The sequence below is a fragment of the Pontibacter qinzhouensis genome, from assembly GCF_008017455.1.
GTDB classification, from domain to species: domain Bacteria; phylum Bacteroidota; class Bacteroidia; order Cytophagales; family Hymenobacteraceae; genus Pontibacter; species Pontibacter qinzhouensis.
Genome location: NZ_VRTY01000014.1, coordinates 21,288 through 45,613, shown reverse-complemented (window position 1 = coordinate 45,613; position 24,326 = coordinate 21,288). Strand labels below are relative to the sequence as shown.

The window sequence follows — 24,326 nt, the reverse complement described above, 5'->3', positions numbered from 1 at the left end:
CGAACATGGACCACAATCCCTTTAATCCGTATTTCTATGAATATACTTTTCATGTACAGCCATAAAACACAGTAGGTATGAGTACAGCAAAACTTAACCGCAGGCAGGCACTTTATGCCACGGCCATGCTGAGTACCGCCAGCCTCTTGGATTACAAACAGTTGTTTGCCTCCCCCAAACCACAAGGCCAAGCACCTCCTTTGAGCGCGCAGGAGATAGCCTCCATAGAGGCCGCCTTAGGCAAGAAGGGAAACTATGTACAGGAGCAGGCGGTACACAATACCTCCCTTCCCCGCAACGATTTAAAAGTAACAATAAAGGGAGAGCCTGTGCCCATACCGTTCGGCTTTGGCGGCTGGGTAGCCATCAAAAAGACTACCGATGGTAAGTCCGCTGTGCTCATGAGCGACACGGTGCTGCTGCAGGAAGAGGTTAACCCATTGATCTCGGCTGCCCAGGCCAACGGGCTGGAGGTGAGCGCCATCCACAACCACTTCTTTTACGAGGAACCCCGCATCTTCTACATGCACGTGCACGGCATGGGGGCACCCGCTGATCTGGCAAAGCGCTACGCCGCGGCCATCAAAGACACAAAGCTGCTCCCCGCCAACCAACCCAAGACAACAAGCGCCTCCCAGAAAACAGGGAAAGAGCTGTTTGACATACCCAAACTGGATGCCATCGTCAAGCAACAGGGCGCGGTAAATGGTCCTACCTACAAGTATACCGTGGGTAGGAACGACCTAAACGTGAAGGCCATGGGTGCTGAGTTGACTACCGCCATGGGTTTGAACTCCTGGGCTTCCTTTGCAGGGACACAGGACAAGGCGCACATCGCCGGTGACATCGCGATGCTGGAGCAAGAGGTGAACCCCGTCATCAAGGCATTGCGGCAGAACAACCTGGAGGTGGTGGCCCTGCACAACCACATGCTGGGCGACGACCCGCGCATGGTGTTTCTGCACTACTATGGGCAAGGACCTGCCCCGCAGCTGGCCCAAGGGTTCCGGGCGGCGCTTGATGAGCTCGGCAGGCACGGCAAACGTGATGTGATGAAACACTAATGAGATGTAGGAAAGTATAGCTTCATCGCTTTGCAGTGTAATTGATCCCACCTTTCACTTTGGCATCAACTATCACAAGAAACTATACCACCTAAACTGTAGTGGGCGGGTCAGAAGAGCCCGTACACCACTTCTGCCCACTCCTCTTATGTCTAATGGATACCTGTTCTACAGCCTCTCCCAAGACTGTTTCTGGTTTTGTGCGTACCTACAGCCAAAACACTCTATACGCATGGCTTCGCACAGGCTATCTGATGTAATCAAAAACAAACCGTTTGTACAGTTATACCTGGCCGAAACAATCAGCCTGTTGGGCGACGCCATTACCTGGGTGGGCATCGCGCTGCTTTCCTATCAGTTCGGGCAGGAACGCTCTGCAGCCATCTTGGCAACCGCCTTGACATTGCGTGTCACCGCCTTTATCCTGTTCTCCCCTTTGGCAGGGGTTCTGGCAGATAAGCTGGACCGGAAAAAGATACTCTATGTAACACATTTTGCCAGAATGGCCATCGTGGCTTGTTTGCCATTTGTTACGGCTGAATGGCAGATTTACACCTTGATTTTTCTATTGAATGTCTTTAACGCCTTTTTCAACCCGGCCTACAAGTCAGCTATCCCACAGCTGATCTCCGACAAACAAAACTACGCGGCTGCTATTTCCCTGTCAAACGGCACCTGGCAGTTGCTGGGTGTGCTGGGCCCGGGTTTGGCAGGTATATTAGCGGCCTGGTTGGGTGTACGGCAAATCTTTTTCATCGACGCGGCCACTTTTATAATAGCCGCTGTCCTTATCGTTTTACTGCCCCGAAAAGCAATTGCCCCCCAAGCCAGGGTAAAACCCGGCGAAAAAGCTGCCACAACCTGGCAGGGCATACGCAACGGCACCAAGCTGCTGATCCATAACCCTGCCGTGCGCTTCGCATTAGGAATAGAGCTTGTCGCTGCCATTGCAGGGGCGCACATTCTGGTGAACACAATTGGCTACATTGAGGGTGGACTGCATTTGGGTAGCAAGGAATACGGCTGGGTGATGGCTTCCTTTGGAATAGGTGCCACTATAGCTGCGTTTAGTGTCGGCATGGTAGACAAGTCCCGAAACAAGGTTCTGTCGCTTATGGCCGGGGCTTTGCTGCTCATGCTGGCCATCGCAGGCGCTAACTATGTTACCCTGATGCCCATGCTGATGCTGTGGCTTCTTGCTGGCTTAGGCCAGAGCTTTTGCGAGATGCCTTCCCAGATCCTGATTGCCGAGAATATCCCCTTAGAGCAGCAGGGCAAAGTATACGGCGCCCATTTTGCGTGGTCGCATTTATGGTGGGCGATTGCCTACCCTATCGCGGGTTTCACAGGCATTCACTTCACAGGGTACACTTTTTTAGTCGGGGCGGTTTTGGCCGTCCTTGTGTTTATCAGTCTTGTGTTGCTGTCCTTGCCTTACCTTCAGAAGTGGGTCTCCGCAAAAGCTTTCCGCTAAGCCTCAATTGTTTCTACAGTCAAAATGCAATCGGCCAGCAGTGTTAAGGGTACAAAAGGAATGAGCAGGTTGTAACAGGTACCTCCAGAAATAAAGAAGGCAAGGAGTATCCCCTTGCCTTCTCACTAATTTATACCAACAAGGGTACAATATCAATAGCTTATACTTTACCCAAACCCTACAACGTGTAGCGCAGCAGTTCCGCTACCTTCTGTTGCGCCTCAGCCTCCAGCTCCAGGTATTTGTCGTAGGTGTCATAGTAAAAGCTGAGCTCCATGAAGTACTCGGCGGCCGAGATCTCCCCCAGCCGCAGGGCCTTCTCCAGCAATCGCAGGTTCTCCGGCCTTTCCATCAGCTCCTGGTAATCGCGCAGCGACTCCTGCAGCACCCGGTATTCTTCGTATGCCTGCTTTACCTCCTGCCGGTGTGAAACCCGCTCGGCCTCCAGCTGCGCCTGCGCATACTGGCTGTAAGCCTGCTGCGTGCTGACGGTGTTGCGGCGCTCCCAAAGCGGGATGGAAATGCCGGCGTGCACCCCCTGGAACGTCTGACCCAATATACTTTGGTAGCGGTAGCCGCCCTCCAGTTTCGGCAGAGCCAGTGCCCTGGCCACCTTCACCTTCTCCTCCTGCACCCTTGCTTGCTGCTCCAGCGTTTTCAGGCGCGGGTCTGATACTTCAATCAAACTGTCCAGCACTTCAAAGGCAGGAACTGCCGGCATAGCGGCAAAGGCTGTATCAGATAGAGCAACCGGCTGGCCGCCGTTTAGCTCTTTGAGTTTTTCCTCCAGCACCCTACGCCTGGCCTTGTTTGCTTGCAAGGTGGCGCGGATGTCCAGCAGCCGGATGCGCGCCTTGTTCTCGTCCAGCACGTTGCCCTCTCCGGCACGTGTGCTTTTCTGAAACCTGCGGTACAGCGCCTCTACATCCTGGTAGCGTTTCTCCAACTCCCTCGCCTGCTTGTTCAGGTAGATCAGTTGGAGCGCGGCTTGCTGGGCCTGCAGCAAAATGTTCTGCCGCTGCTGGGCATACTGGTAATCCGCCTGAGCCTCCTGCAGGCTCGCCACGCGCCTTTTCCTGCCGTAGGCCGTTGGGAAGTCGATACGCTGCGTCAAAGCAAACTCCTTCTGGTTTCCGGCTTCTGCGGGCTGGCCGTTAAAGTAGACATACTCTACAAAAGGGTCCTCCGGATTTAGGCCAGTTTTAAACTCCAGCTTCCGGGCTTCGCTGTATTGCGCCGCCGCCTGCAGGGTTTTGTTGTTGGCCGCCACCTGCTGCAACACACCGGCAACGGTTTGCTGTGCCTTTGCCTGCACCGCAACAAGCAGGTATAGGCAAAGGCTGGTTATCAAATATCTATACATTGTCTTTCTCATTTTGATTGGACATCAGGAACACCGCCGGCACAATAAACAGGTTCAGCAAGGTCGAGCTGAGCAGACCGCCCAGGATCACCTGGGCCATCGGGCTCTGGATCTCGTTGCCCGGCAGATCGCCAGCCAGGGCCAGCGGAATAAGCGCCAGTCCTGCCGTAAGCGCCGTCATAAGGATAGGGCTAAGCCTGTCCCGGGAGCCAATGATCACGCTCTCATACAAGCTATGCCCCTGCTGCAAGAGCAACTGGTAATGCGACACCAGCAAAATACCGTTTCGCGTAGCAATACCGAAGAGGGTGATAAAGCCGATGATGGCCGGAATGCTGATGATGCCTGATGTGAAGAAAATGCTCAGCACGCCACCAATCAGGGCCAGCGGCAGGTTTAGTAAAATGATGCTCGACAGTTTAAAGGACTTGAACTCATGGAAAAGTATCAGGTAAATGGCCAGCAGCGAAAGCAGCGAGGCGAACAGCAGTGTGCTGGACGCTTCCTCCTCCGCCTCAAACTGTCCACCGTACTCGATGCGGTATCCTTCCGGCAGGGCCACATTCGCCTGTATTTTCTCCTGCAATTCCTCCACAGCGCTGCGCTGGTCACGGCCGGCTACGTTGGCCGACACGACCGTCTTGCGCTGCACGTTCTCCCGGTTGATGGTGTTCGGGCCGCTGGTCGAGACGACGTCCGCTACGTAGTGCAGCGGTATCTTCTGCCCGTCATGGGTATCGATCAGGGCGTTCTTCATCTTCTCGAACTCCCCGCGGCTGCTCTCGTCATAGCGCACCACCAGGTCGAAGCTGCGTGCCCCCTCATATACCTCAGACACCTTTTCCCCAGCAAAGGCCACGTCCACGTACTCGGCAAACTCTCCGGTGGTGATGCCATACTTGGCCAGCATGTCGCGCCTTGCCTTGATCTGTATCTGCGGAATCTCTATCTGCTGCTCCACGCTCACATCGACTAGCCCCTCAATGGAGTTGGCCTGTTGCTCCACCTGCTTGGCGATGGAGAACATTTTCGGGAGTTCAGGGCCGAATATCTTAATGGCGATGTTGGCCCGGGTGCCCGACAGCATGTGGTCGATGCGGTGGCCGATGGGCTGCCCGATGGTGATATTGGCACCGGTAATGCCCGCCAGTTTTTCCCTGACCTCGGCCATAAACTCTTCGCGGCTGCGGTCCTCCAGCACAAACGGTGCGTCGATCTCGGAGGCGTTCACCCCTTGCGCGTGCTCGTCCAGCTCCGCCCTGCCCGTCCTGCGGGTCGTTGTTTGTATCTCCGGCACGGTCAGCAGCGCTTTCTCCACCTGCGTTCCGATCTTGTTGCTCTCCTCCAGCGAGATTCCCGGCTTGCTGACGGTACTGATCACCAGGGAACCCTCGTTGAACTCCGGCAGGAAACTTCGCCCCAGCGTGGTCATGACAAAGAGTGCCCCCACCAGCAGCAGCACCGCAACTCCTAGAATCGCCTTCTTATGCCGCATGGCGCTTCGCAGCGACCGCTCATAGACAATATTCAGGCGGTGCACCAGCCAGCTTTCACGGTGCTGCTTCAACAGCATTTTATCGCTGGTGAGCATGTAGCTGCACAGCACCGGCGTCAGGGTGATGGCCACGATCAGGGAAGCAAATAACGACACGATAAAGGCGATGCCCAGCGGCGCCAGCAGCCTTCCCTCCATGCCGGAAAGGAAGAAGAGCGGCACAAAGGCGGCGATAATGATAAAGGTGGCGTTGATCACAGAGGAACGTATCTCCACAGAGGCGTCGTAGATAACCTGTAATTTACCCAGCTGCTCCTCCACGGGTTTTCGCGCATTCTCCTTTAACCTACGAAACACATTCTCTACGTCGATGATGGCGTCGTCCACCAGGTCACCGATGGCGATGGCCATACCGCCCAGGCTCATGGTATTGATAGAAAAGCCAAGCCACTTGAGGGTAAGGATAGCCGCCATCAGCGAGATGGGTATAGCGAGCAGAGAGATGACAGTGGCGCGGATGTTCATCAAAAACAGGATCAGGATCACCACCACGAACACGGCCCCCTCCAGCAGCACCTTCTGTATGTTGTTGATGGAGGCATTGATAAAGTCTGCCTGCCGGAAGATCTTGGTGTTGATCTTCACGTCCTCCGGCAGGTTCTGACCCAGGTCGGCTATGGCTTGGTCTATCTGCTCTGTCAGTTCCAGGGTGTTGGTGTTGGGCTGCTTCATCACAGTCATGATCACGGCCGGCTCGCCTTTCAAAGAACCGTCACCGATCTTCACGGCCGCGCCCACCTTAATGGCGGCCACATCCCCGATGCGTACAGGCGCGTTGCCATTCACCTTGATCACCGTGTTAGCCAGCTCCCCCAGATCGCTGGTACGGCCGATGCCGCGCACGATATACTCGTTACCGTACTCCTGCATAAAGCCGCCCGACGCGTTTTGGTTGGCCTCTTCCGCCGCCTGCAGCAACTCGTGCAGCGACACATTGTAGTACTTTAATTTCTGTGGGGAAGCCAGCACCTGGTACTGTTTATACTCTCCCCCGATCACTACCACCTGCGACACACCGCCCGTGGCCAGCAGCCGCGGACGTATGCTCCAGTCGGCAAGCGTGCGCAGGTCCATTTGGCTGGTGCTGTCGCCGGTCACACTGATGAGCATGATCTCGCCCATGATGGAGGATTGCGGGGCCAGCGTGGGAGTCCCCACGCCCTGCGGCAGGCGCTCGGCCACGGTGGCCACTTTCTCGGTTACGATCTGCCGTGCCTTGTAAATGTCGGTGCCCCAGTCAAACTCCACCCACACGATGGAGATGCCGGCAGAGGAGGAAGAACGCACGCGGCGCACGTCGGTGGCCCCGTTGACAGCTGTCTCAATGGGAAAGGTCACCAGCCGCTCGGCTTCCTCCGGCGCCATGCCATGCGCCTCGGTCAGCACCACCACCGTCGGGGCCGTCAGGTCGGGGAACACGTCCACCTCCATGCGGGAGGCCGTGATCCCGCCGAAGACAAGTAACAGCGAGGAGGCCACGATAACCAGCAGCCGGTTATGCAGCGAAAACTTTATGATATTATTTAACATTTCTTCTCTTTTTGATACGAATGGGCAAGACTCTTAAAAGTCCTCGCCCTACGTGGTTAATGTTCGTGTCCGTGGGCCGGCACCTCACCCGATGCCGAGGATAGCTTGATCTGGTAGGCCCCTTTCGTCACCACCCGTTCTCCCGGCTTCACGCCCGAGAGCAGCTGCACGTTGATGCCGTCGGATGCACCCAGCTTTACTTCCCGCTTCTCAAAGGTCTCTCCCGCCGTCTGTACGTACACGTAGTGCGTGCCCTGGTCTTCCATGATCGCGCTGACAGGCACCGTCAGGGCATTGGGCAACGGCGCAGAACGCAGGTACACTTCCACAAATGACCCCGGAACCAGTTCGCCACGGTTGGCTATCTCGAAGGTGATGGGGATGAGGTAGGAGTCAGCACCGGCGCTTTTGCCGTAGGCCAGCAGCCTGCCGTTCAGGTTTTCGGTATCGTATACTTCCCCGCCCGGCACTTTAAAGCTGGCGGAGTTTACTTTGGCTAATTGGGAAGCCTCCGTCTGGGGCACCTCCGCTCGCAGTACCAGTCGCTCATTCTGCGTGATGCTGGCCAGCGGCTGCCCCGCCTCTACAAACTCTCCGTCAGAGACCAGCACGGATTTGATGAACCCGCCCTGCGGCGCGGACACGCTCAAGCCCTTCGGGCCGTAGTTACCGGCAATGGTGCGGTAAGCCGACGCCGCATTTTCATAGATGGCCTTGCGCCTTTCAAACTCCCGCTGAGAGATGATCTGATCCTTTACCAATTCCTTTGCACGCTCGTAGTCGGCCTGCGCACGCTGAAAATCTGTACGCGCCTCCCTCACACGGGTATCGATGTTGCCCTCGGCCACTCCGCCGCCGGAAATGGTGAAAAGCCTTTCCCGCGCTTTTACTGGCGATCCGACAATGATGTCGTTACCAGCCAAAGAGACCACTCCACTTGCGCTGGCCGTGATCGATTGCTCGTCTCCCGGGGCCGGCATGATCTGGCCGGAGGTTCTGATGATGTGGTGAAAAGGCTGCGGCGTCACCTGCTTTGTGGCAAACGCCACCTTCCAGGCCTGCTCCTTCAGGAACGGCACCTCCTCACCCATCGGAGCGTCGGCCTCTTTGGTATCGGCCAGCGCGGCTTCCGCGTTCGGGTACACCTGTAAGTTGTCGATCACGATCCTGTCGGTGAAGTCCCCTGACTTGACGTCAAAGATAAGTTTATACCCGCTGCCGGCTTCCCTGGGCTGGAGCGCCGGACCAAAGATGCCCGGTGAGCGCGGCTCCTGCACCGTCTGCCGTATGCCTTTGTCGCCTTTCACGAGGCTGACGGTTAGCTGCCCCTCCGTAAGGGGCGTGAAGTTTTCACCGAGGCGCGTAACGTGTGCCGCAAAGGAGGAAGTCTCGCCGACTATCAGCGGCTTGAACTCCACAAACAGCTCGGTTTTGTCGGTATAGATGGTATAGGAGACAGGCTCCAGTTCGTCTCCGTGGGGATGGCCGTGTTCCGCTTCGGTTTCTGCCCCGTCGTGGGCGTGTTCCTGATTCTGGCCGCAGCCTGAGGCGAAGAGCACCAGGCAAAAAGCCATAAGGCTTACATATGATCTTAACATGTTAGTTCTGATGTTACTGTAACTCAAGTGTACATTTAGTCCATAGCGGCTTGCCCGGGAAGCATGCGGCTGTTTGCCGCACTCCCCGGGTAGCGCACTAATGGTTCAGCAGACTAGTGCTGGTGGTCGCCCTGTCCGTCGTGCGAGTGGGTTTCCGTGGCGGCTTCGGTCACGGCAGAGTCGCCCTCTACAGTGAACTCTTCCTGCTCATGCGGGTGGCTACCGTCGCTTTCATGCGGATGACCGTGCTCCTCTTCTGAAGTGCCTTCGTGCTGGTGGGAGTCCGGCCCGTGCTCATGTCCTTCTTCGCTTGACGTGTTAGAAGAGCAGCCAAAAGTAAACAGCGCCATCGCTGCAATAGAGAAAAGAACCTTTTTCATTTTGCTTAAAAGTTAATTTTGTAAAAACAGGGGTTAATTAAAAGAAGGGGTGCTCTTTGCCATTCACGGTAAAGTATAAGCGCACGCATAAAATGCACTCAAAGACCGTAGCCTAGTAGACCTCGGCTGATCTGACAAGAGCGATAACTGGATGGGCTAGGCAGCCGGAGGGCCGCGCTGCGGGAGGTGGGTTTGGTGTGGTGGAGGCGAAAAGCCTATGATGTGTAAGGCGCTTTTCCGCACTATGCCGGCGACCAGTTCCTTAGGGATAAACAGGAACTCCTCGCTTCTGGCGTCCGAGAGAGGAGCCGAAGTTAAGTTGTTTTGTCGGGTTGACACATGCGGCTCTCCCTGTACGGCCGAGTGGAAGTAGTGGCTGAAAGGGCTCTCCTTTTCCTCCGGAGCATCATGGTCGTGGGAATGCGGATGGTCTTGGTGGGCGTGGTGCTGCGCCTTGGTGTCCGTCTGGTGAAGATGCTCGTGCGGCATAACACCATGCACCAATACAAGGGTATAGGCAAAAAGGGTAAGCAGCAGCAGGGCAACCTTCTTAGACATTATTCAAAGTTAGCCATTAATTGGCTTATGTCCAATCTGTAAGATTACATGGAATAAAACAGAACTGGTTAGTGACGCCTATCTTTCTTCACTACAGATGATAAAAAGATAATGACAAAGGAAAAGCCCATAACAGCTTTTATGTAAAACAAAGTCACCGAGGAATTAGAGGAAGCAGGCCACTTGGCTATAATTCACTGCCTTCTTGGTTTGCCTCAAACAGCATATGCAGTTTTTGCTGGAGCAGCTCCTTATTTGGCAGCTGGGTCCTGTACTCGGCCACCAAGGCCGGGGATAGATTCCTGCTCAGGGCGTACTCGACCACTTCTGTGTCCCTGTCTTTACAGAGCAGGATGCCGATGCTGGGGTTCTCGTTCGACTTCTTCACGTCCCGGTCCAGCGCCTCCAGGTAAAAGTTAAGCTGCCCCAGATGCTCCGGCTTGAACTTGTCGGCCTTCAGCTCAAAGGCGACCAGGCACTGCAAACCCCGGTGATAGAAAAGCAGGTCTACATAGAAATCGCTATTCCCGACCTGAAGCCTGTACTCTTCCCCCACAAACAAAAAGTCCCTGCCCAGCTCCAGAATGAAGCTCCTCATCTGGGCGATCAACGCTTTTTGAAGCACCCCCTCACTGTGCGGCTCCGGCAGGTTCAGAAACTCAAAGACATAGCTGTCCTTAAAGATATTCACCACCTCCTGGTCCAGTCCCTTGATCGCCGGCGGCTGGCTCTGGTTCCCCAGCATCACCCTTTCGAACACGCCGCTGTTGATCTGCCTTTCCAGCTGCTTGACACTGTACTTCTCCTGAATGCAGAGGCGCAGGTAAAACTCCCGTTCCTCCTCCGTTCTGGCCCGTGACAGCAGCACCAGGTGATGAGTCCAGCTTACTTTGGCCAGCTCACTGCCGCTCAGGCTGCTTGACCCTAATTGTGTCATTGGCGATGACACAATTTGAGCCTCCTGCTCCCCGGCTGTCGGTGCCTGCGGTCCTGGCGATGGCGCTAAAGCGCTTGTGGAGTAGGTTTCATAGAATTGTTTCATACGGTACAGCCCCCTCCGGTTGAAGCCTTTCAGCTCCGGGTGGTTTCGTTTTAAGTAGGCGGCCAACTCATCGACTGTTTTCTCGCCCCAACTGGCGGTGGCGATCCGCCTGCTGATGTACTCCCCCACCTGCCAGTACAGATTGATCAGCTCTGTGTTGACGGCTCTCAGGGCACTGCTTCTGGCTTGTTGGATGAGCGTAGTGATTTCAGAGAATTGGTCCTGTGACATGGAGAATCCGGTAAGGTGAACGGTCACAAAGGTAACACTTTGGCTCTCCTTGTCAACTACGGCTGTAGGGACATTGCATCACTCGCGGCTGGAGACGAAACGATATGTGAAGCAAAACAAACCGTTTGCTGTTTAACATATCGCAAATTATAAGACATTTAATAAATTATAAATTTTCACCTATACGGCTTAGGTAAAGTACTGCGCAAGGGGAAGGAGCTGCTCAAGCAACACTTATGACACCGGAGCTCCAAGAAAGCATCAAAAGCAAGATCTGGCAGATCAAATTAACCCTTGCGGCTGGCAAGAATCGGTGGAGCAGCGCTTATAACGACAGCTGGGGCTCTAATACTTGCCACTGGCGCTTTACATTCAACTTAATGACTTCCCGGGCGAACTTAGCTACCTCAACCATGTCAACAAAAACTTCCCGGATGACAGCGGCTTTCCGGACTTTTTGTTCAAGTGGACGATAATCCTTTTCAAGCTTGGCGAACGGAAGGAAGCCGAGCGGAGGGCTTTCTGGGATTTCTGCCACAATACTGGTGTTGCTAGGGTTTGTTAAAGGGTTAAAATATATGCTTGATAACCAATAGAATGATCCTGTGGTTGTCAACCATTTAATGGTTGCTTCTTTGTGATCGCGTTATGCTGTCTTGTCCCTCCTATAGCAGCGGCATATTTTTGATAACCTTCTGTTCTTAGCGGGAATGTGGTCCTCATAGCACGAACCGCCAAATCAATTTGCCGATAATGAGCGTCTGGGTCAGCTTCCATCCCAGGCCGGAGGTGTCGTAGAGCTGGTTCACGATAAAGAAGAAATCCGTGCCTATCCTGGGGATGATGTGGAGCCGGTAGTTCAAAATGGCTTCCCTGTCCTCATCGTTCCATTGGCCAAACAGGGAGCCGAATACATTCGGGCTCAGCGCATAAGCGATTTGGCTGTTGACTAACCTGGCATGGAAGCTCCCTTCCGGCAGGCTCACCCAATTATGTTCGTAATTTAGGTTGGCGTTCAGGTAACGGCTTGCACGCCAATTGAGGCCGAAGGCACTTTCTGTTATTTTACCGTCATAGAACCTGCCCCAATTAACGGCAGTGCCTACCGAGAACTCCCGGCTAGAAAAGGTGCTGGCTTGTATCTCATACCGGGTTTGCCAATAGTCACCTGGCTGTATAAAAATCCCTCTGCCAATCTCAAAGGGCTCCCTGACTCCCTCCCCGCGGCGCTGAATATTAAACTCGAAAGACTCGCCGCCCCTTGTCTCGAAGCCCAGCGGCCTGATCTCGTAGAAGAAGCTCTGCATCTGCTTGGTGTCATCGTAAATGAACCAGTTCATGTCCAGCGGCTTAAAACTGAACTGCCTGATCCAGCGCAGGAAGTTCTTGGTGGGGCGGGGCCGGAACTCCAGCTCGGTGTAAAACTCCTGAAAGTTATCCCGACTCAGGAAACCTACCTCCGGGTTAAAGTTGGTCGCACTGCGGTTCCAGGCTGCGTCAAACTGGATGCGGTCATTGGGGTAGCTGACAAAGAAACGGTGAGCGCTGGCGTCAGCCGGCGTGCCATCTGAGTTATAGTTTCGGGCGTAAGCTCCGCCAGCCATCAGGTTCTTGTCTCCGAAAAGGGAAGAGGTACTGTAGCGGGCGTATCCCCCTGTGGTGCTGTGATGACGTCCCTGGGCGTATTTGTTCGTAGACATGATACCTACGCTTGACTGCTTTAGCACATCCTGCCGCCAGCTTAGCACCGTATAATTGGTAGTGGGGGAATGGTTTTCCCCGCTGCCTTGTTCGGCCGTCTGTAAGCTCATCGCCCCAACCGTGGAGTTGTTGATCTTGCCCAACATCCTTGCCCCTGCTATAATGGACACCGGCTCTCGGTTTTGGTTAAGCCCTATCCTTCTGCTATAAAAGCCTATTATCCGGTCACCGAGCCCCATGTCAAAGTAGTCTTCCCCCTCCAGGAAAAACTCACGCCGCTCCGGGAAAAACACCGGGAACCGGGTCAGGTTGATTTGCGCCCGGTCCGCCTCCACCTGTGCAAAGTCGGTGTTGACCGTAAGGTTTAGCCGGAGCGTAGGTGTCACCAAGTAATTCACATCCCCACCCGCATTGAGCACCCCTTTATTAGCATCTCTTCTGTTGAGTTGCATTCCGGCAATGCCATAGGGTTTCACCTCCACAAAAGCCTTGTCTTCAATGTTGCTCAATCCTTTCAACGCTCCTGCCCGATTGACAAACTCCAATTCTGAATCCCTCGACCACCCCTGCCACAGGATTTGTTCCCGTTTCCGGCGGATGTTACGTTCGAAGTTTATCCCCCAAACCTGCTGTTCAAGACCTGACCTGAATTTTAAGGTGGAGAAGGGTATTTCAAACTCAGCAAACCATCCTTCCGCGGTGATGGAGGTCTTTACATTCCAGACCCCATTCCAGTTGACGTTAAAGCTGCCCCCATTATTTAAAACCTGGGCATCTTTGCGGGCCCCGTTAGGGTTGACGATGAACAGAAAACCGTTCCGCTTGTCGAGGTACGTATCAATGATGACCTCGAAGTTATCATCCACACTGTGGTTGAAGTCCCTTCTAAGTTCCTTTGCGATTATTTTATCTGGCTCCCGGTCGTAGCACCAGGCTCCGATGTAGAGGGCCTTCTGCGTGTACACCACAGCCACCTCCGTGCGTTCGGTGGCCAGCTCACCCTCGTTTAACTCCCGCTGGGTAAAATTAGAGATCCGGGTAGCTTCTTTCCAGGCAGGCTCATCCAGGATGCCATCGAGCTGGATCCCTGCTTCTGTGAAGTTAGTCCGGATAGTATCAGGCAGACTCACCTGCGCCACGGTTTCATAACAGGGAGCCGTCAAGAGGCAAGAGAGAACACAAAAGCAACGGAAGAGGAGGTCTTTGTACATATTGACACAGGTTGCGCAGGTTTAGTGGACAGTTACATGTGAGACTGCTTTTGCTATTATGCTACTGGGGCTTGAGGCTGTCAAGCTTGAAATTATCATAGGCATCAAAGGCATATCGGTTAGCGAAGAAAATCGTCAGGAGTACCGTGAGAAGGGAGGAGGTGAAAATGGTGACCATGATCATGAGCTGGTATTTTATGGCCACACTAGGGTCGCTTCCGCCCAATATCTGCCCTGTCATCATCCCAGGCAGCGACACCAGGCCAATCACGGCCATGCTGGCGATAGAGGGGTTGAAGGCCTTGACCAGAGCATCCCGTACAAAGGGGTGAAGTGCTTCTCCGCGGGTGGCGCCGTTAGCCAGCGCGTAGCGGTATAGCTGCTGTTCCAGGCGGAGTCTGCTATAGTAAGCATTCAGTCCGATGATGTTGCTGTGCATGCAGTTACCCAGCAACATACCGGTAATTGGAATCAGGTACCGAGCTTCAAAGTAGTTCTCCAGCCTGATCACTACAGTGAAAAAGTACGCTACTATCACGGTGAGACTAAGGCCAATGGCCCAGAAAACAGGTATAAGATAAAGCCTATGCGTAAGGCTGGTCCTGCTGATAACCGCCAGCGAGGCAAAAGCCACCATCAGGATGATCCAGAGCAGGTTGACCCAGACGTTGTCCAGCTTGAAGATAAACTCCAGGTAAAGGCCTACCAGAGACAATTGGATTGTCATTCTGGCCACCGCCATAAGAGTGGGCTTTATCAGTCCCGTACGGTAGTACCCCAGCAGGGCAAGGGGCAGCAGCAGCAACAGGTAACCGAGCAGTAAAAAAGGCCATTGTATATCCTTTATCCCGTCCACGTTCCTGCTAATTTAATGATGTGACGCGTTTCCTAAAGAGATAACCCCATCGGAACGGGCAATCCATTCCTGGTCATGAGAAAGCGCCAGTATCGTTACTTCCCGAAGATTAAAAAGGTAGTCCATGACGCACTGCTTCGTCACAGCATCCAGCGCGGAGGTTGGTTCATCCAGCAGAAGCAGGGGCCTTTTCATCAGCACACAGGATGCTAATGCGACCCGTTGCTTCTGCCCACCCGATATCTCCTGCAAAGGTTTGTTCAGTAAGGTGGTCTCCAGCCGGAAAGCCTCAAAAACCTCTGCTACCTCCCTGTCAGATGGCAGCAGGTGCTTGTTGCGGGCAAAGGAGAAAGGCATCAGCAACAAATCCCGCACCCGATCAAGGAGCAGGGGCAGCTCCTGGGGTAGCCAGGCTATTTGGGAACGTATCTTCTGAATATGCTCTTGGCTCAAAGGGTGCCCTGCAATGATTATTTCACCGCTTTCTGGTATCACAAAACCCATCAGCACATGCAGCAGGGTACTTTTCCCCGATCCTGACGGCCCCTTTACGGCCACTTTATCGCTTTGTCCCACTTTAAAAGACAAATTATCCAGAACAGTCTCCTGATCAAACCTAACTACTACATCTTTGGCATGAATCATCTTTATGCGTTCAGAAGCCCGCCCCTAAAACATGCGCTGCATGGATAGGGGCTTTAGCTTTTGTAACATCAATGCTTTTTATGGTTCATTGCCTTGCCATGCCTGCCCAACTCGTCAAGTGCTGCCCGGAAGCCCTTTGCCAATTCTCTCGCCTGCCCACGCCCATAATAGTGCAGAAATATCATGCGCGGGTCGTCGCCGAGCATATGGTTGTGCAGGGCCACCACTTCCAGATTATTTCGACGGAGAGCCGCTATCACAGGGTTTACTTCAGGTTCCAGCATCGCAATATCTCCAGCTACGTGGGCATTATCTCTATCCCCGGCAAAGGAGGCCCAGGAGTTCAACCCGATGGATGGCGTCAGCTCCGTACCCATGGCCATGATGGTTAAATCTTCACGTCCCACGGTGTATTTGTAGGTGGGGCCGTTCACCGTGCCTTTATGCCCGACGATGCCATCCAGGGCTGGTGTGTAAAATCTTTGATCCCCCGCCGAACCAACAGCTGTAGTGGTTTTGGGTTGGTTTGCAGGGGAGATCTTGCTTTGGCTGATGGTCGCGGCAAACTTCTTTGCCAGCTCTGCCGGGGTACCCATCCCATGCAGGTGCATGTAAAAGATGCGCGGTTCTTCGTAAAAGAAATGGTTGTGGATAGCGCTTACCTCCAAGCCATTGGCATGGGCCGCGGAGATCAAAGGGTTTACCTCCTCCTGCAGCAGCACCGTGTCGCTCATCAGCATCGCGGTCTTACCATCCACGGTTTTCTTAATAGCGGCCCAGCCACCAAATCCGAAGGAAATCGGTACGGCTTCGCCCTTTATCTTGACCTTTAAATCATTTCTAGGCAGCGCCGTGGTATGCGTGGCTTCGGCCTCTTTATAAGTTCCTTTCTTACCCATGGCAGCTTCAATGGCCGCAATCTCCTGCGAGCTAAGAGGAGGTGTTTTCCCTTTTTGCGGGGCTGCCTGTAACTCAGGTATACCTATAAGGGGCAGCGTGCCCAGTAACGCAGTAGCACGAAGGGCCTGTCGACGGTTTATGATGTTCTTCATGAAGTCCAGTGTTAATTTTTATCTGAAAATTTATGTTTAAAATTATACTTACGGTAATACTTCTACCTGCAGGTCATCAAAATAGGTCACGGCATCGGCTTTGGTCCAGAATCCAACTTTGCCGGCCTGGGGGAAGGTTTTGTCAATGACCCTGAACAACTCCATTTCGTTATAGTACACGGTAAAGAGGCTGTCACGGGCTTCCAGCCGGAGATCATTCCAACCATCACCCTGCACCTCAGTCTTGGTGCCGTAAGTCCTTCCCTGCCCTACTAAAGGCAGATCTGTCCTTTTCCCTTTTTCTACCTTGTAAAGCACCACGTTATCCTCCAGGGGGTTCGCCCGAACCACGTAATAGTTTCCGGGGTCCTGGAACCGCCAGACAAACCCGCCGCCCTGGTCCATTCTACCCCTTAACGATTTGAGCCGGGCCTGCAAAGAAACATTTCTGGCAGTGATGCTGTCGTTTACGGCCACATTAAAGTGGTTGTTAGGGTTGTCGCCGGCTAACTGCGCCAGCACTTTGTTGCCGCTGTCATTCACAATCCCCCAGTTAATCTCACTTCCCTTGCCGGTTTTATGAGCGCTCCAATTTTCCGGCAACTTTCCTTCAGGCGCCTCCTCGAAATCAAAGGAGACGGTGTTCCCCACATTTTGTCTCACCCCTTCCGGTTGGCTTATAGGTTGGGTGGTCACGGTAGTGGCCTCTTCCTGCCGGGTATCGTTATCAGTGGTGCCGATCGGCTGGTTTTGCTGATTACAGCTAAAGCAAACGCCTGCCAGCAGCCCTATTAAGTTTATTTTTCGCATCTTTATCGCATTTAAATTAAAATCACAGCTCTATAAAGTATTTAATGAACGCACTGTCCGATTGCCGTATCTCTTCCGGGGTGCCTGTTGCTTCCACGCTGGCCCCGTTGAGGATGATCAGTTGGGAGGCCAGGGAAAAAGCCTCCCGGTGGTCATGGGACACGTAGATAATGGTAATCCCCAGCGCTTCCTTTAGCTCAATTATCTTTTCTCGCACCACTTTCTTCAGCTTCACATCCAGGTTGGCCAGCGGCTCATCCATCAGCAGGACTCTGGGCTGGAGCACTAGGCTTCGCCCAATAGCGACTAATTGTTGCTGGCCGCCTGATAACTGGGAGGGGTACTTGTCCAGCGAGTCTTTCACGCCAAGCCATTCTGCCGTCTCCTGGACTTTTATTCTATAATCTGGCTCCTTCCTGGCCTTTAGCCCGAAAGCTATGTTCTCGAATGCCGTCATGTGCGGCCACAGCGCCAGGTCCTGGAAGATGTAGCCGATTCCCCTCTTATGAGGTGCGACAGTCACTTTCCCGTTGCCGCTCACTACCTCACCACCGATGCTTATCTCCCCGCTGTCCGGTGCCTCAAACCCGGCCAGCAATTTTAAGATAGTGGTCTTCCCGGAACCAGAACTGCCTAAAAGGCAGGCAAGGTCGCCTTTCTTAACCTCTACCGTAATATCCTGGAGTACCTGTTTCTTCCCGTAAGATTTAGAAACATTCCTCAGCTCAACTTCTGCCATAGCGTGCAGTTACTCTTCTCTTAATGTACCAGAGGGCAAACAGGCCCCCTGTTACGCTCCCGGTGAACAGCAGCGCCACCAGGCACATGGCGCTTGTCAGGCTTTGCGGGGCGTTCGCCATGATGGTGAAGATCTTGATGGGAAGCAGCGAAGTGCCCGGCGGATAGACCATGATGGCTGTTCCCAGTTCACCCATACAGAAGATAAAGCTTATGACAAAGGCTCCGAATAAGGCGTCGGCCACAAGGGGTACCGTTATCTGCCAGAGCGCCCCCCACTTTGTGGCGCCGCTCACCAGGGCCGCCTGCTCCAGGCTGGCCGGAATCTGCATCAGCCGGTTATGCAGGATTTTCTCCGCCACGAACAGGTACCGCATCAGGTAAGCGATGATGATGATGAGCGGGCTGGTGTAGATGAAGTTGAGGGCAGGCGTGTTATAGTATCTGATCAGAGCTATTCCTGTTACCACAGAAGGCAAAGCGAAAGAGAGGATTAACATAAAATCCACAGCCCGGGCGGTCTTTCTTCCTTTCAGGTAGGAAAATCCAAAACCAAACAGGACGAGGAGCAAAGCACCCCAACAGGCGTATAAAAACGTTTGCCACATCTCTGCCTTCAGGTAGTCGAAAGCCTGTGCCAGGTGCTGCAACCCAGGAGAGAGCGCCTGCACGGCCAGTAAAGCGATAGGGACCAGTGTTGAGCAAAAGAGGTAGCCCCCTGCGACAGCCAGCCATTTCTTTTTATCCTTATCGGAGGCGGTATACCCGGACCGTCCGTTTCGGCTTCCTATCGTCAGGAAAGGCTTGTCTGTCAAATAGCTTGACTCTGCCAGCAACCCGATGGTGCAAAGAAAAATTAGGGAGCCTGACAGGATGATGGCCGAGTCGAAATCATAGAAAGCCGAGAATTGTGTAAATATCTCCGTCGTCATCACCTGTACCGACAGAAAAGCAGGAACAGAAAACTCGGATATGGCTAAGATAAAGATAAGCAGGCCGGAAGATAGGAGAGCAGGCTTAACCAAGGGCAGAATGATGCGGAAGAAGGCCTCTCTATAGGGTACCATGATCATGGCCGCCTCCTCCAGGCTGGCATTTATATTCTGGAGAGAGTTAGAAAGCAGGAGCATGGCAATGGGTGTGTAGATGATGGTAAGAACGAAAATGGCTCCAGCCGGGCTATAAATAACACTGGGGCTCATGCCCAGCACCACAAAAAAGTCAACCCAGGCCACAGCAAAGATGTAGGGGGGCAGGAACAGCGGGACCAACAGCAGGATGGTGAGCAGCTGCCCATGCCGCAGGTTGTTCTTGCTGATGATAAACCCCAGCACCAACCCTAAAAAGGTCGCGCTGATCGCCACGGCTGCCCCTATGCCAACAGTGTGGAGCAAAAGCCGAACCGTCCGGCCTCTCAGCAAGGCAGTGTATGCCCCCAGCTCTATTTCACTTCCGATTCCCAGAGAATGTGACACCAGGTAAAGGATGGGCAATAACGCTATTGCCACAAACAGGAATGATAAAGCCCAGAGGTAAATTCTGCTCATCTGCTCAAATGCTTACTTACATGTTTGTTTCCACCCATTCTTTCAGGTAAGGCTGAATTTCCTCCAGCTTTTTGGACGACTTGTCATAATCCACCCGCATCGGCTTTACCTTATCAAGGGAGAACACGCCCTCCGGCACTTCTACCCCTTTGCTCAGCGGCATCTGGGCACTCGAGTGTGCCAGTTTTAACTGTGTCTCCTCACTCATCAGATAGTTTGCCAGCCTTTGGGCCTCCTCAGGGTTGGGAGAGCCCTTTATTAAGGAAAGGGTGTTAGGGATAATCAAGGTGCCAATGTCTTGCTGCCCTAAAAACACGACACCTATGGGTGCCCCTTCCTTCATGGCCTCGTTGGCATCATCCGTGTCGGTAAGACCGAGCCATACCTCCCCATTGGCAACCCGCTTCTTTACATCTCCGTTGCTGGTGGCTATCACCACGTTGTTTGCCTTCAGGTCATCGAGCCACTTCTTTGCCTGCTCATCCCCTAGCGCAGCGAAAATGGCCGCCATGTGAAAAGAGGTGGTGCCAAAAAGGGGATTGGCAACTGTCACTTTTCCCCGATACTCCTCTTTGGTCAGGTCGAAGATGGAAGTGGGCACCTGATTGGCAGGAAGGAGGTCTTTGTTGTAGATAAGGACTCTGGCCCGGGAGGAAAAGCCTGTCCAGTGTTTCTCCTCATCAATAAAGTGACCGGGAATGGTCTGGGCGGCCTCCGGAGAGAAGGGCTGGCTGATGCCTTTTTGCTTCAGGACATTGGCTCGGACCGGGTCCCCGCTCCAGAAAAGGTCGCATTGGGGATTATTGGCCTCTGCGATCAACCTGTTGAGCACCCCGGTGGATTTTGTTTCCTCGGTGTCAAATACAGCCTTTACTTTGATACCGGTCTCCCTCTCAAAATCATGCAGGATTGGCTCGGCGAACACCTGATCCACGGAAGTATACACCACAACCTCCCCTTCGTTGCCCCCGCCGCAACCCGTGCTAAGAGTAACCAAGAGCAGCGCAAGGATTTTGTATAGCTTTTCCTTCATAGTTTTCTGTTGTTTTTCATTTATCCGGAGGGGTCAGTCTGAATACGTAAAAGATGAATCGGAATCTGCCCCGCCACGGAGGTCATCAGTACCTCCCTTTGCCTTGGTAACCTTGCAAGGTTAGGTATTCTGCATTAGACATAATAGAAGGATTTTAACCTTTAGGACATGCTTTACCTTTTACCTGGCTTTTTCTGTGGTCGGATGGGTTATAAAAAGGAGAGTATACTAAAATCTTATCTTGTCTTACCTGCTAATGCTATTTGTTATGTTACGATTTTTACAGCAAAAAGCTTTTAAAGTGTAAAATGTTAATTTAATACAAAAGGTTAACTGGGTTCTATTTTGTTTGTTAATCCCTTCCTATCATTGCAGTTTGAAACAAACCATTAGATTCCATGCTTCACTTACACGCTACTGTAAAGAGAACTTCCAATGCAGGATTTACTAAAAGCATTGCTTGCATACTCCTTACTGTATTTCTTGCCTTTTTCTTCGGGCAAGCCCATAGCCTGGCACAGGTACCGCCCGTAACCTATCCCAAAGTAGCCGGATACGTGGGAATAATCCATCCACTAGTGACTTTCAGCAAAGAAGGCACTACTACGAATTTCAATGACCACTATGTAGTTGGTATGCCTACTGGTATCAATATCTGGAAAAGTGCCAGAGTAGGGTTCACCTTTGAGGCAGTTCCTTTCATAAGGGTCGAGAACAGAACGAGCAGAATGAGTAATTTTTTGTTTCATCCTGGTATATTAGTAGCATTAGGTAATGGCTTTACCTTTGCTGGCCGTGCAGCTTTCGAGACCTCCGGCCGATATGGCTTCACACCCGTTCTAAGCAGGGCCATTATCAGAAACAAAAACAGTAGCTACTTTGCAGCACTTCCCGTACCGGTACGATTTGGAAACAAACACCCTACCGCTATAACGGTAGGGCTTCAATTGGGAATAGCTTTTTGAGTATGACCTGGCATGCAAGGGGGTAATTCTGCATTAAAATAATACTACTGGCCATTAGTTCTTTTTTAAGCCACTGTCCGGATTGTTGAGTTAGAGACATCAAACCCTAAAGCTGGATCCAACAAGACAGTTCAAGACTGTACAATTAATTTACCTTATGAAGTGGATTACCCGAGAGCGCCCCAAGATTGACCGCCTGGCCTGCCCCTGGTTAATCAAGAGGTTTATCGACGCGAAGGCCGAAATCATATACGTGCCAGCCAAAGAGGTGATAGCGCAGGCTAAGGCGCTGCAGGCTATTCCCTTTGACGTACCCGATGTCGAGTTCAGCCACTACGAAGACCGCTGCACCTTCGACTATTTTATCGAGAAGTATAACCTCAAAGACGCCGCCTTGCATACCATGGCCCTGGCCGTACGCGGGGCAGACACAGACAACCACAGCATCAGCAGCCAATCCGCCGGCCTATGGGCTATATCCGCCGGCCTTGCCTTTAACTTCAGGGATGACTATGAGCTGCTTGAAAGGGGCATGCTTATCTACGATGCCCTCTACAGCTGGGCTAAGTACCTGCAAAATGAGACGCATACCCAGAACCCGACAGAGAGCCTGTTGCAGCGGGTGCTCCATCAGCACCTTGCCCAGGAAGAGGAAACCCACAGGAAAATGCCAGACTGGGGCCTTCCTTTAAAAAAAATCATCCAGGACCAGATAGACAGGAACCTGGTCCCCAACCTGACTAAGATATCAGAGGAACTGGATCTGCACCCGGCTTATCTGTCCCGCCAGTTCCCCAAGTACTTCGACAGCCTCACGTTTGGGGAGTACATCCGGAAGCTTCGTATTGAAAAGGCCATTCATCTGCTCTATCATACAAGTCATTCCCTATCCGAGATCGCTTACCTGGTCGGCTTCTCTGACCAAAGCCACTTTTCCAGGATGTTCAAAAGCCAAACCGGTGTGAAACCCTCTAATTTCAGAAAAGGGATCATAAAAGGTAAAGAAATTGCAAAAGGTTAAAGCTGTTCTATTAATAATCGGTTTAGCTCCCTATCATTGCACTAAGTAAGTAAGCGACAGACGGATAGACATGAGCGAATTGCCACACCTGTCTCTAAGCTAAGCTTTAAAGAAGCTTTTTACATACTTATTTTATGCATATGAAAGAATCTCCAGGCACGACTGTTATTCGTCAGACGAAAATACAGATTTTCCTACGCTTCCTAAAGTTCGGGTTTCTTGCCTGGGGCGGCCCGGTGGCACAGATAGCCATGATAAAGCGGGAATTGGTGGAAGAGGAAGAGTGGGTGTCTAAGGAACGGTTCAACAGAATTCTTGCCGTTTACCAAGTGCTGCCTGGGCCAGAGGCACACGAATTGTGCGTCTATTTCGGGATGGTCGCAGGAGGCAGGCTTGGCGGGTTTCTCGCAGGGCTTGCCTTTATGCTTCCCGGCTTTGTCCTCATGCTGCTGCTCACGTGGCTTTACGTCAGCATCGGGATTGACTCTCCAATACTTAAGGCTGTTTTTATAGGTTTCCAAGCCGCGGTTATCGCCCTTATCTTTGCAGCCGTTCACCGGATAGGGAAACACTCGCTTACAAACGTGAAATTGATTGCGGTGGCTGCAGCCGCTTTCATTGCCTACTTCTGCGGAGTGGGTTTCTTTATTGTTCTCCCCCTGGCAGGGCTGGCCTATGTCTTCTGGATGAAGGGGCAAAGAGCCTATGTCGCCCTTTGCGGGGCAGCGCTTGCCATTGCCAGTGTCCTGCTGTTCAACCCTGAAGTGCTGCAGCTACAGACTGCCGCACCCGTACCTGAAACGGGCTCATCTACAAGTAGCTATTCGCCCCTTGCTGTCTTTTGGGCAGGATTGAAGGCGGGCCTGCTGACCTTTGGCGGCGCGTATACCGTTATTCCGTTTATTCAGCAGGACGCGGTCATCAACTATGGCTGGCTAACGAACCGACAGTTTATTGATGGCATTGCGCTTTCCGGTGTACTTCCCGCGCCACTTATCATCTTCTCTACCTTTGTGGGGTACTTTGGGGCGGGGTGGCTTGGGACAGTGATTATGACGTTCGCCATCTTTCTCCCCGCTTTCTCCTTTACCCTCCTGGGACATGGCTTGATGGAAAAGGTAATCGAGAACAAGGCGCTGCACAGCTTCCTGGACGGGGTAACTGCTGGGGTGGTAGGGTTGATAGCGATGACGGCGATTCAGCTTTTCAGAACAACCATTACAGATTGGTTTACCCTATTCGTGTTCGCTGTATCCCTGCTTATGCTGTACCGGATCAAATCAAAATTCACAGTGGTGTTTGTAATTCTGGGTGCTGGACTGATAGGTATGCTTTGGCACACGATTGTATAAACGACCATGACAGGATACTTCAGGCTTCTTAACCACCATGAGAGCAAAACAAGCATATGCTCCTTATGCAAAGCATATGCTTGTTTTGCTCCTGTAGATTATTAACAAAATAAATCCTCAAGCCCCTACTCATTCACTTGCTTTGTAATGCAAGTACTCGTTCTTTTCTCCTGAAGCCTCATTGTAATTGAAGGACTTCACATCAATCTGCTTGCCGTTCTTGTAAATAACAAAGCGCATCTGCATGGAAGCAGGACCATCCTCCACAGCACTAAATTCATTGGCAGCGTGTATGGTGAGTTCCCTTACATTATCCGCCTCATAGGAATAGGACGCCCCCGAAAGGTTCCCATCAAATAATACGGGCGGCATAGCTTCGGTAGTGCCCCTAACTTTGAAATCGCCACCTCCAATAGTAATAATCTTAATGAATTTCTCATAATCCCCAGACTGGCTGTAATCGACCCGATAGGTAGCTGTATCGGGCAGCACCGGGTCATCACTGTCTTTGTCACAACCAGTAAAAAGTAGAATTATGCACAACAGAAGGGAGAAGAAAGACAGCTTTTTCATAGCCTAAGAATTAAAGGGTTTATAGTT

21 protein-coding genes are annotated in these 24,326 nt (G+C 52.6%); 5 read left to right on the top strand and 16 right to left on the bottom strand.

Annotated features, from left to right (window positions below):
* The first annotated feature begins 77 nt into the window (after positions 1 to 77).
* Both FVR03_RS05475 and FVR03_RS05470 read left to right on the top strand, forming a co-directional pair.
* Positions 78 to 1,064 carry a DUF1259 domain-containing protein gene (locus FVR03_RS05475; protein WP_255474072.1) on the top strand — a complete coding sequence of 329 codons (987 nt, stop codon included), beginning with the start codon at positions 78 to 80 and terminating at the stop codon, positions 1,062 to 1,064.
* Positions 1,065 to 1,296: 232 nt separating this feature from the next.
* Positions 1,297 to 2,538 carry an MFS transporter gene (locus FVR03_RS05470; RefSeq protein WP_147920741.1) on the top strand — a complete coding sequence of 414 codons (1,242 nt, stop codon included), beginning with the start codon at positions 1,297 to 1,299 and terminating at the stop codon, positions 2,536 to 2,538.
* 178 nt (positions 2,539 to 2,716) lie between these two features.
* Here FVR03_RS05470 and FVR03_RS05465 read toward each other — a convergent pair whose 3' ends face one another.
* The 15 genes from FVR03_RS05465 to FVR03_RS05395 all read right to left on the bottom strand — a co-directional run bounded on the left by FVR03_RS05465 (position 2,717) and on the right by FVR03_RS05395 (position 20,388).
* Positions 2,717 to 3,901, bottom strand: coding sequence for a TolC family protein (locus tag FVR03_RS05465; protein ID WP_187270051.1), 1,185 nt, complete (start codon positions 3,899 to 3,901; stop codon positions 2,717 to 2,719).
* Entirely contained in the window at positions 3,894 to 6,986 is a 3,093-nt protein-coding gene (locus FVR03_RS05460) for an efflux RND transporter permease subunit (RefSeq protein WP_147920739.1), read from the bottom strand. Before FVR03_RS05460 ends, FVR03_RS05465 begins: the two co-directional genes overlap by 8 nt.
* A 56-nt stretch (positions 6,987 to 7,042) precedes the next feature.
* Positions 7,043 to 8,584: an efflux RND transporter periplasmic adaptor subunit gene (locus FVR03_RS05455; RefSeq protein WP_147920738.1), complete on the bottom strand. Its 1,542-nt coding sequence runs from the start codon at positions 8,582 to 8,584 to the stop codon at positions 7,043 to 7,045.
* A gap of 113 nt (positions 8,585 to 8,697) precedes the next feature.
* Positions 8,698 to 8,964 carry a hypothetical protein gene (locus tag FVR03_RS05450; RefSeq protein WP_147920737.1) on the bottom strand — a complete coding sequence of 89 codons (267 nt, stop codon included), beginning with the start codon at positions 8,962 to 8,964 and terminating at the stop codon, positions 8,698 to 8,700.
* A 156-nt stretch (positions 8,965 to 9,120) separates the two neighbouring features.
* On the bottom strand, positions 9,121 to 9,522 hold the full coding sequence (locus tag FVR03_RS05445) for a hypothetical protein (RefSeq protein WP_147920736.1): 402 nt from the start codon (positions 9,520 to 9,522) through the stop codon (positions 9,121 to 9,123).
* A gap of 187 nt (positions 9,523 to 9,709) precedes the next feature.
* Positions 9,710 to 10,795: a PDDEXK nuclease domain-containing protein gene (locus tag FVR03_RS05440; protein WP_147920735.1), complete on the bottom strand. Its 1,086-nt coding sequence runs from the start codon at positions 10,793 to 10,795 to the stop codon at positions 9,710 to 9,712.
* 325 nt (positions 10,796 to 11,120) lie between these two features.
* The gene (locus FVR03_RS05435) at positions 11,121 to 11,333 is read right to left on the bottom strand and encodes a hypothetical protein (protein WP_116544964.1); all 213 of its coding nucleotides are present in this window, start codon (positions 11,331 to 11,333) and stop codon (positions 11,121 to 11,123) included.
* A 181-nt stretch (positions 11,334 to 11,514) separates the two neighbouring features.
* The gene (locus FVR03_RS05430) at positions 11,515 to 13,659 is read right to left on the bottom strand and encodes a DUF5916 domain-containing protein (protein ID WP_133242792.1); all 2,145 of its coding nucleotides are present in this window, start codon (positions 13,657 to 13,659) and stop codon (positions 11,515 to 11,517) included.
* Between the two features lie 109 nt (positions 13,660 to 13,768).
* A complete protein-coding gene (locus tag FVR03_RS05425) occupies positions 13,769 to 14,563 on the bottom strand; it encodes an ABC transporter permease (RefSeq protein ID WP_116544962.1) in 795 nt (264 codons plus the stop codon).
* A 12-nt stretch (positions 14,564 to 14,575) separates the two neighbouring features.
* Positions 14,576 to 15,208 carry an ABC transporter ATP-binding protein gene (locus FVR03_RS05420; RefSeq protein ID WP_116544961.1) on the bottom strand — a complete coding sequence of 211 codons (633 nt, stop codon included), beginning with the start codon at positions 15,206 to 15,208 and terminating at the stop codon, positions 14,576 to 14,578.
* A gap of 68 nt (positions 15,209 to 15,276) precedes the next feature.
* Entirely contained in the window at positions 15,277 to 16,260 is a 984-nt protein-coding gene (locus FVR03_RS05415; protein ID WP_116544960.1) for a DUF1259 domain-containing protein, read from the bottom strand.
* A 48-nt stretch (positions 16,261 to 16,308) separates the two neighbouring features.
* Positions 16,309 to 17,070 (bottom strand): hypothetical protein, encoded by a 762-nt coding sequence (locus tag FVR03_RS05410; protein ID WP_116544959.1) that lies wholly within the window; start codon positions 17,068 to 17,070, stop codon positions 16,309 to 16,311.
* Between the two features lie 22 nt (positions 17,071 to 17,092).
* Positions 17,093 to 17,809 carry an ABC transporter ATP-binding protein gene (locus FVR03_RS05405; protein WP_137761650.1) on the bottom strand — a complete coding sequence of 239 codons (717 nt, stop codon included), beginning with the start codon at positions 17,807 to 17,809 and terminating at the stop codon, positions 17,093 to 17,095.
* Complete coding sequence (locus FVR03_RS05400) at positions 17,796 to 19,355, bottom strand: ABC transporter permease (RefSeq protein WP_116544957.1); 1,560 nt, start codon at positions 19,353 to 19,355, stop codon at positions 17,796 to 17,798. Before FVR03_RS05400 ends, FVR03_RS05405 begins: the two co-directional genes overlap by 14 nt.
* 16 nt (positions 19,356 to 19,371) lie before the next feature.
* Positions 19,372 to 20,388: an extracellular solute-binding protein gene (locus FVR03_RS05395; protein ID WP_116544956.1), complete on the bottom strand. Its 1,017-nt coding sequence runs from the start codon at positions 20,386 to 20,388 to the stop codon at positions 19,372 to 19,374.
* Between the two features lie 398 nt (positions 20,389 to 20,786).
* On the opposite strand from FVR03_RS05395, the gene FVR03_RS05390 reads away from it, so the two are divergent.
* From FVR03_RS05390 to chrA, 3 genes are all read left to right on the top strand, one after another.
* Positions 20,787 to 21,353: a hypothetical protein gene (locus tag FVR03_RS05390; RefSeq protein WP_207774915.1), complete on the top strand. Its 567-nt coding sequence runs from the start codon at positions 20,787 to 20,789 to the stop codon at positions 21,351 to 21,353.
* Between the two features lie 157 nt (positions 21,354 to 21,510).
* On the top strand, positions 21,511 to 22,374 hold the full coding sequence (locus FVR03_RS05385) for a chromate resistance protein ChrB domain-containing protein (RefSeq protein WP_147920733.1): 864 nt from the start codon (positions 21,511 to 21,513) through the stop codon (positions 22,372 to 22,374).
* Positions 22,375 to 22,514: 140 nt separating this feature from the next.
* On the top strand, positions 22,515 to 23,726 hold the full coding sequence (gene chrA / locus FVR03_RS05380) for a chromate efflux transporter (RefSeq protein WP_116545007.1): 1,212 nt from the start codon (positions 22,515 to 22,517) through the stop codon (positions 23,724 to 23,726).
* A gap of 129 nt (positions 23,727 to 23,855) precedes the next feature.
* On the opposite strand, the gene FVR03_RS05375 is transcribed toward chrA, so the two are convergent.
* Entirely contained in the window at positions 23,856 to 24,299 is a 444-nt protein-coding gene (locus FVR03_RS05375; RefSeq protein WP_116544954.1) for a beta-barrel fold lipoprotein, read from the bottom strand.
* Between the last annotated feature and the right edge of the window lie 27 nt (positions 24,300 to 24,326).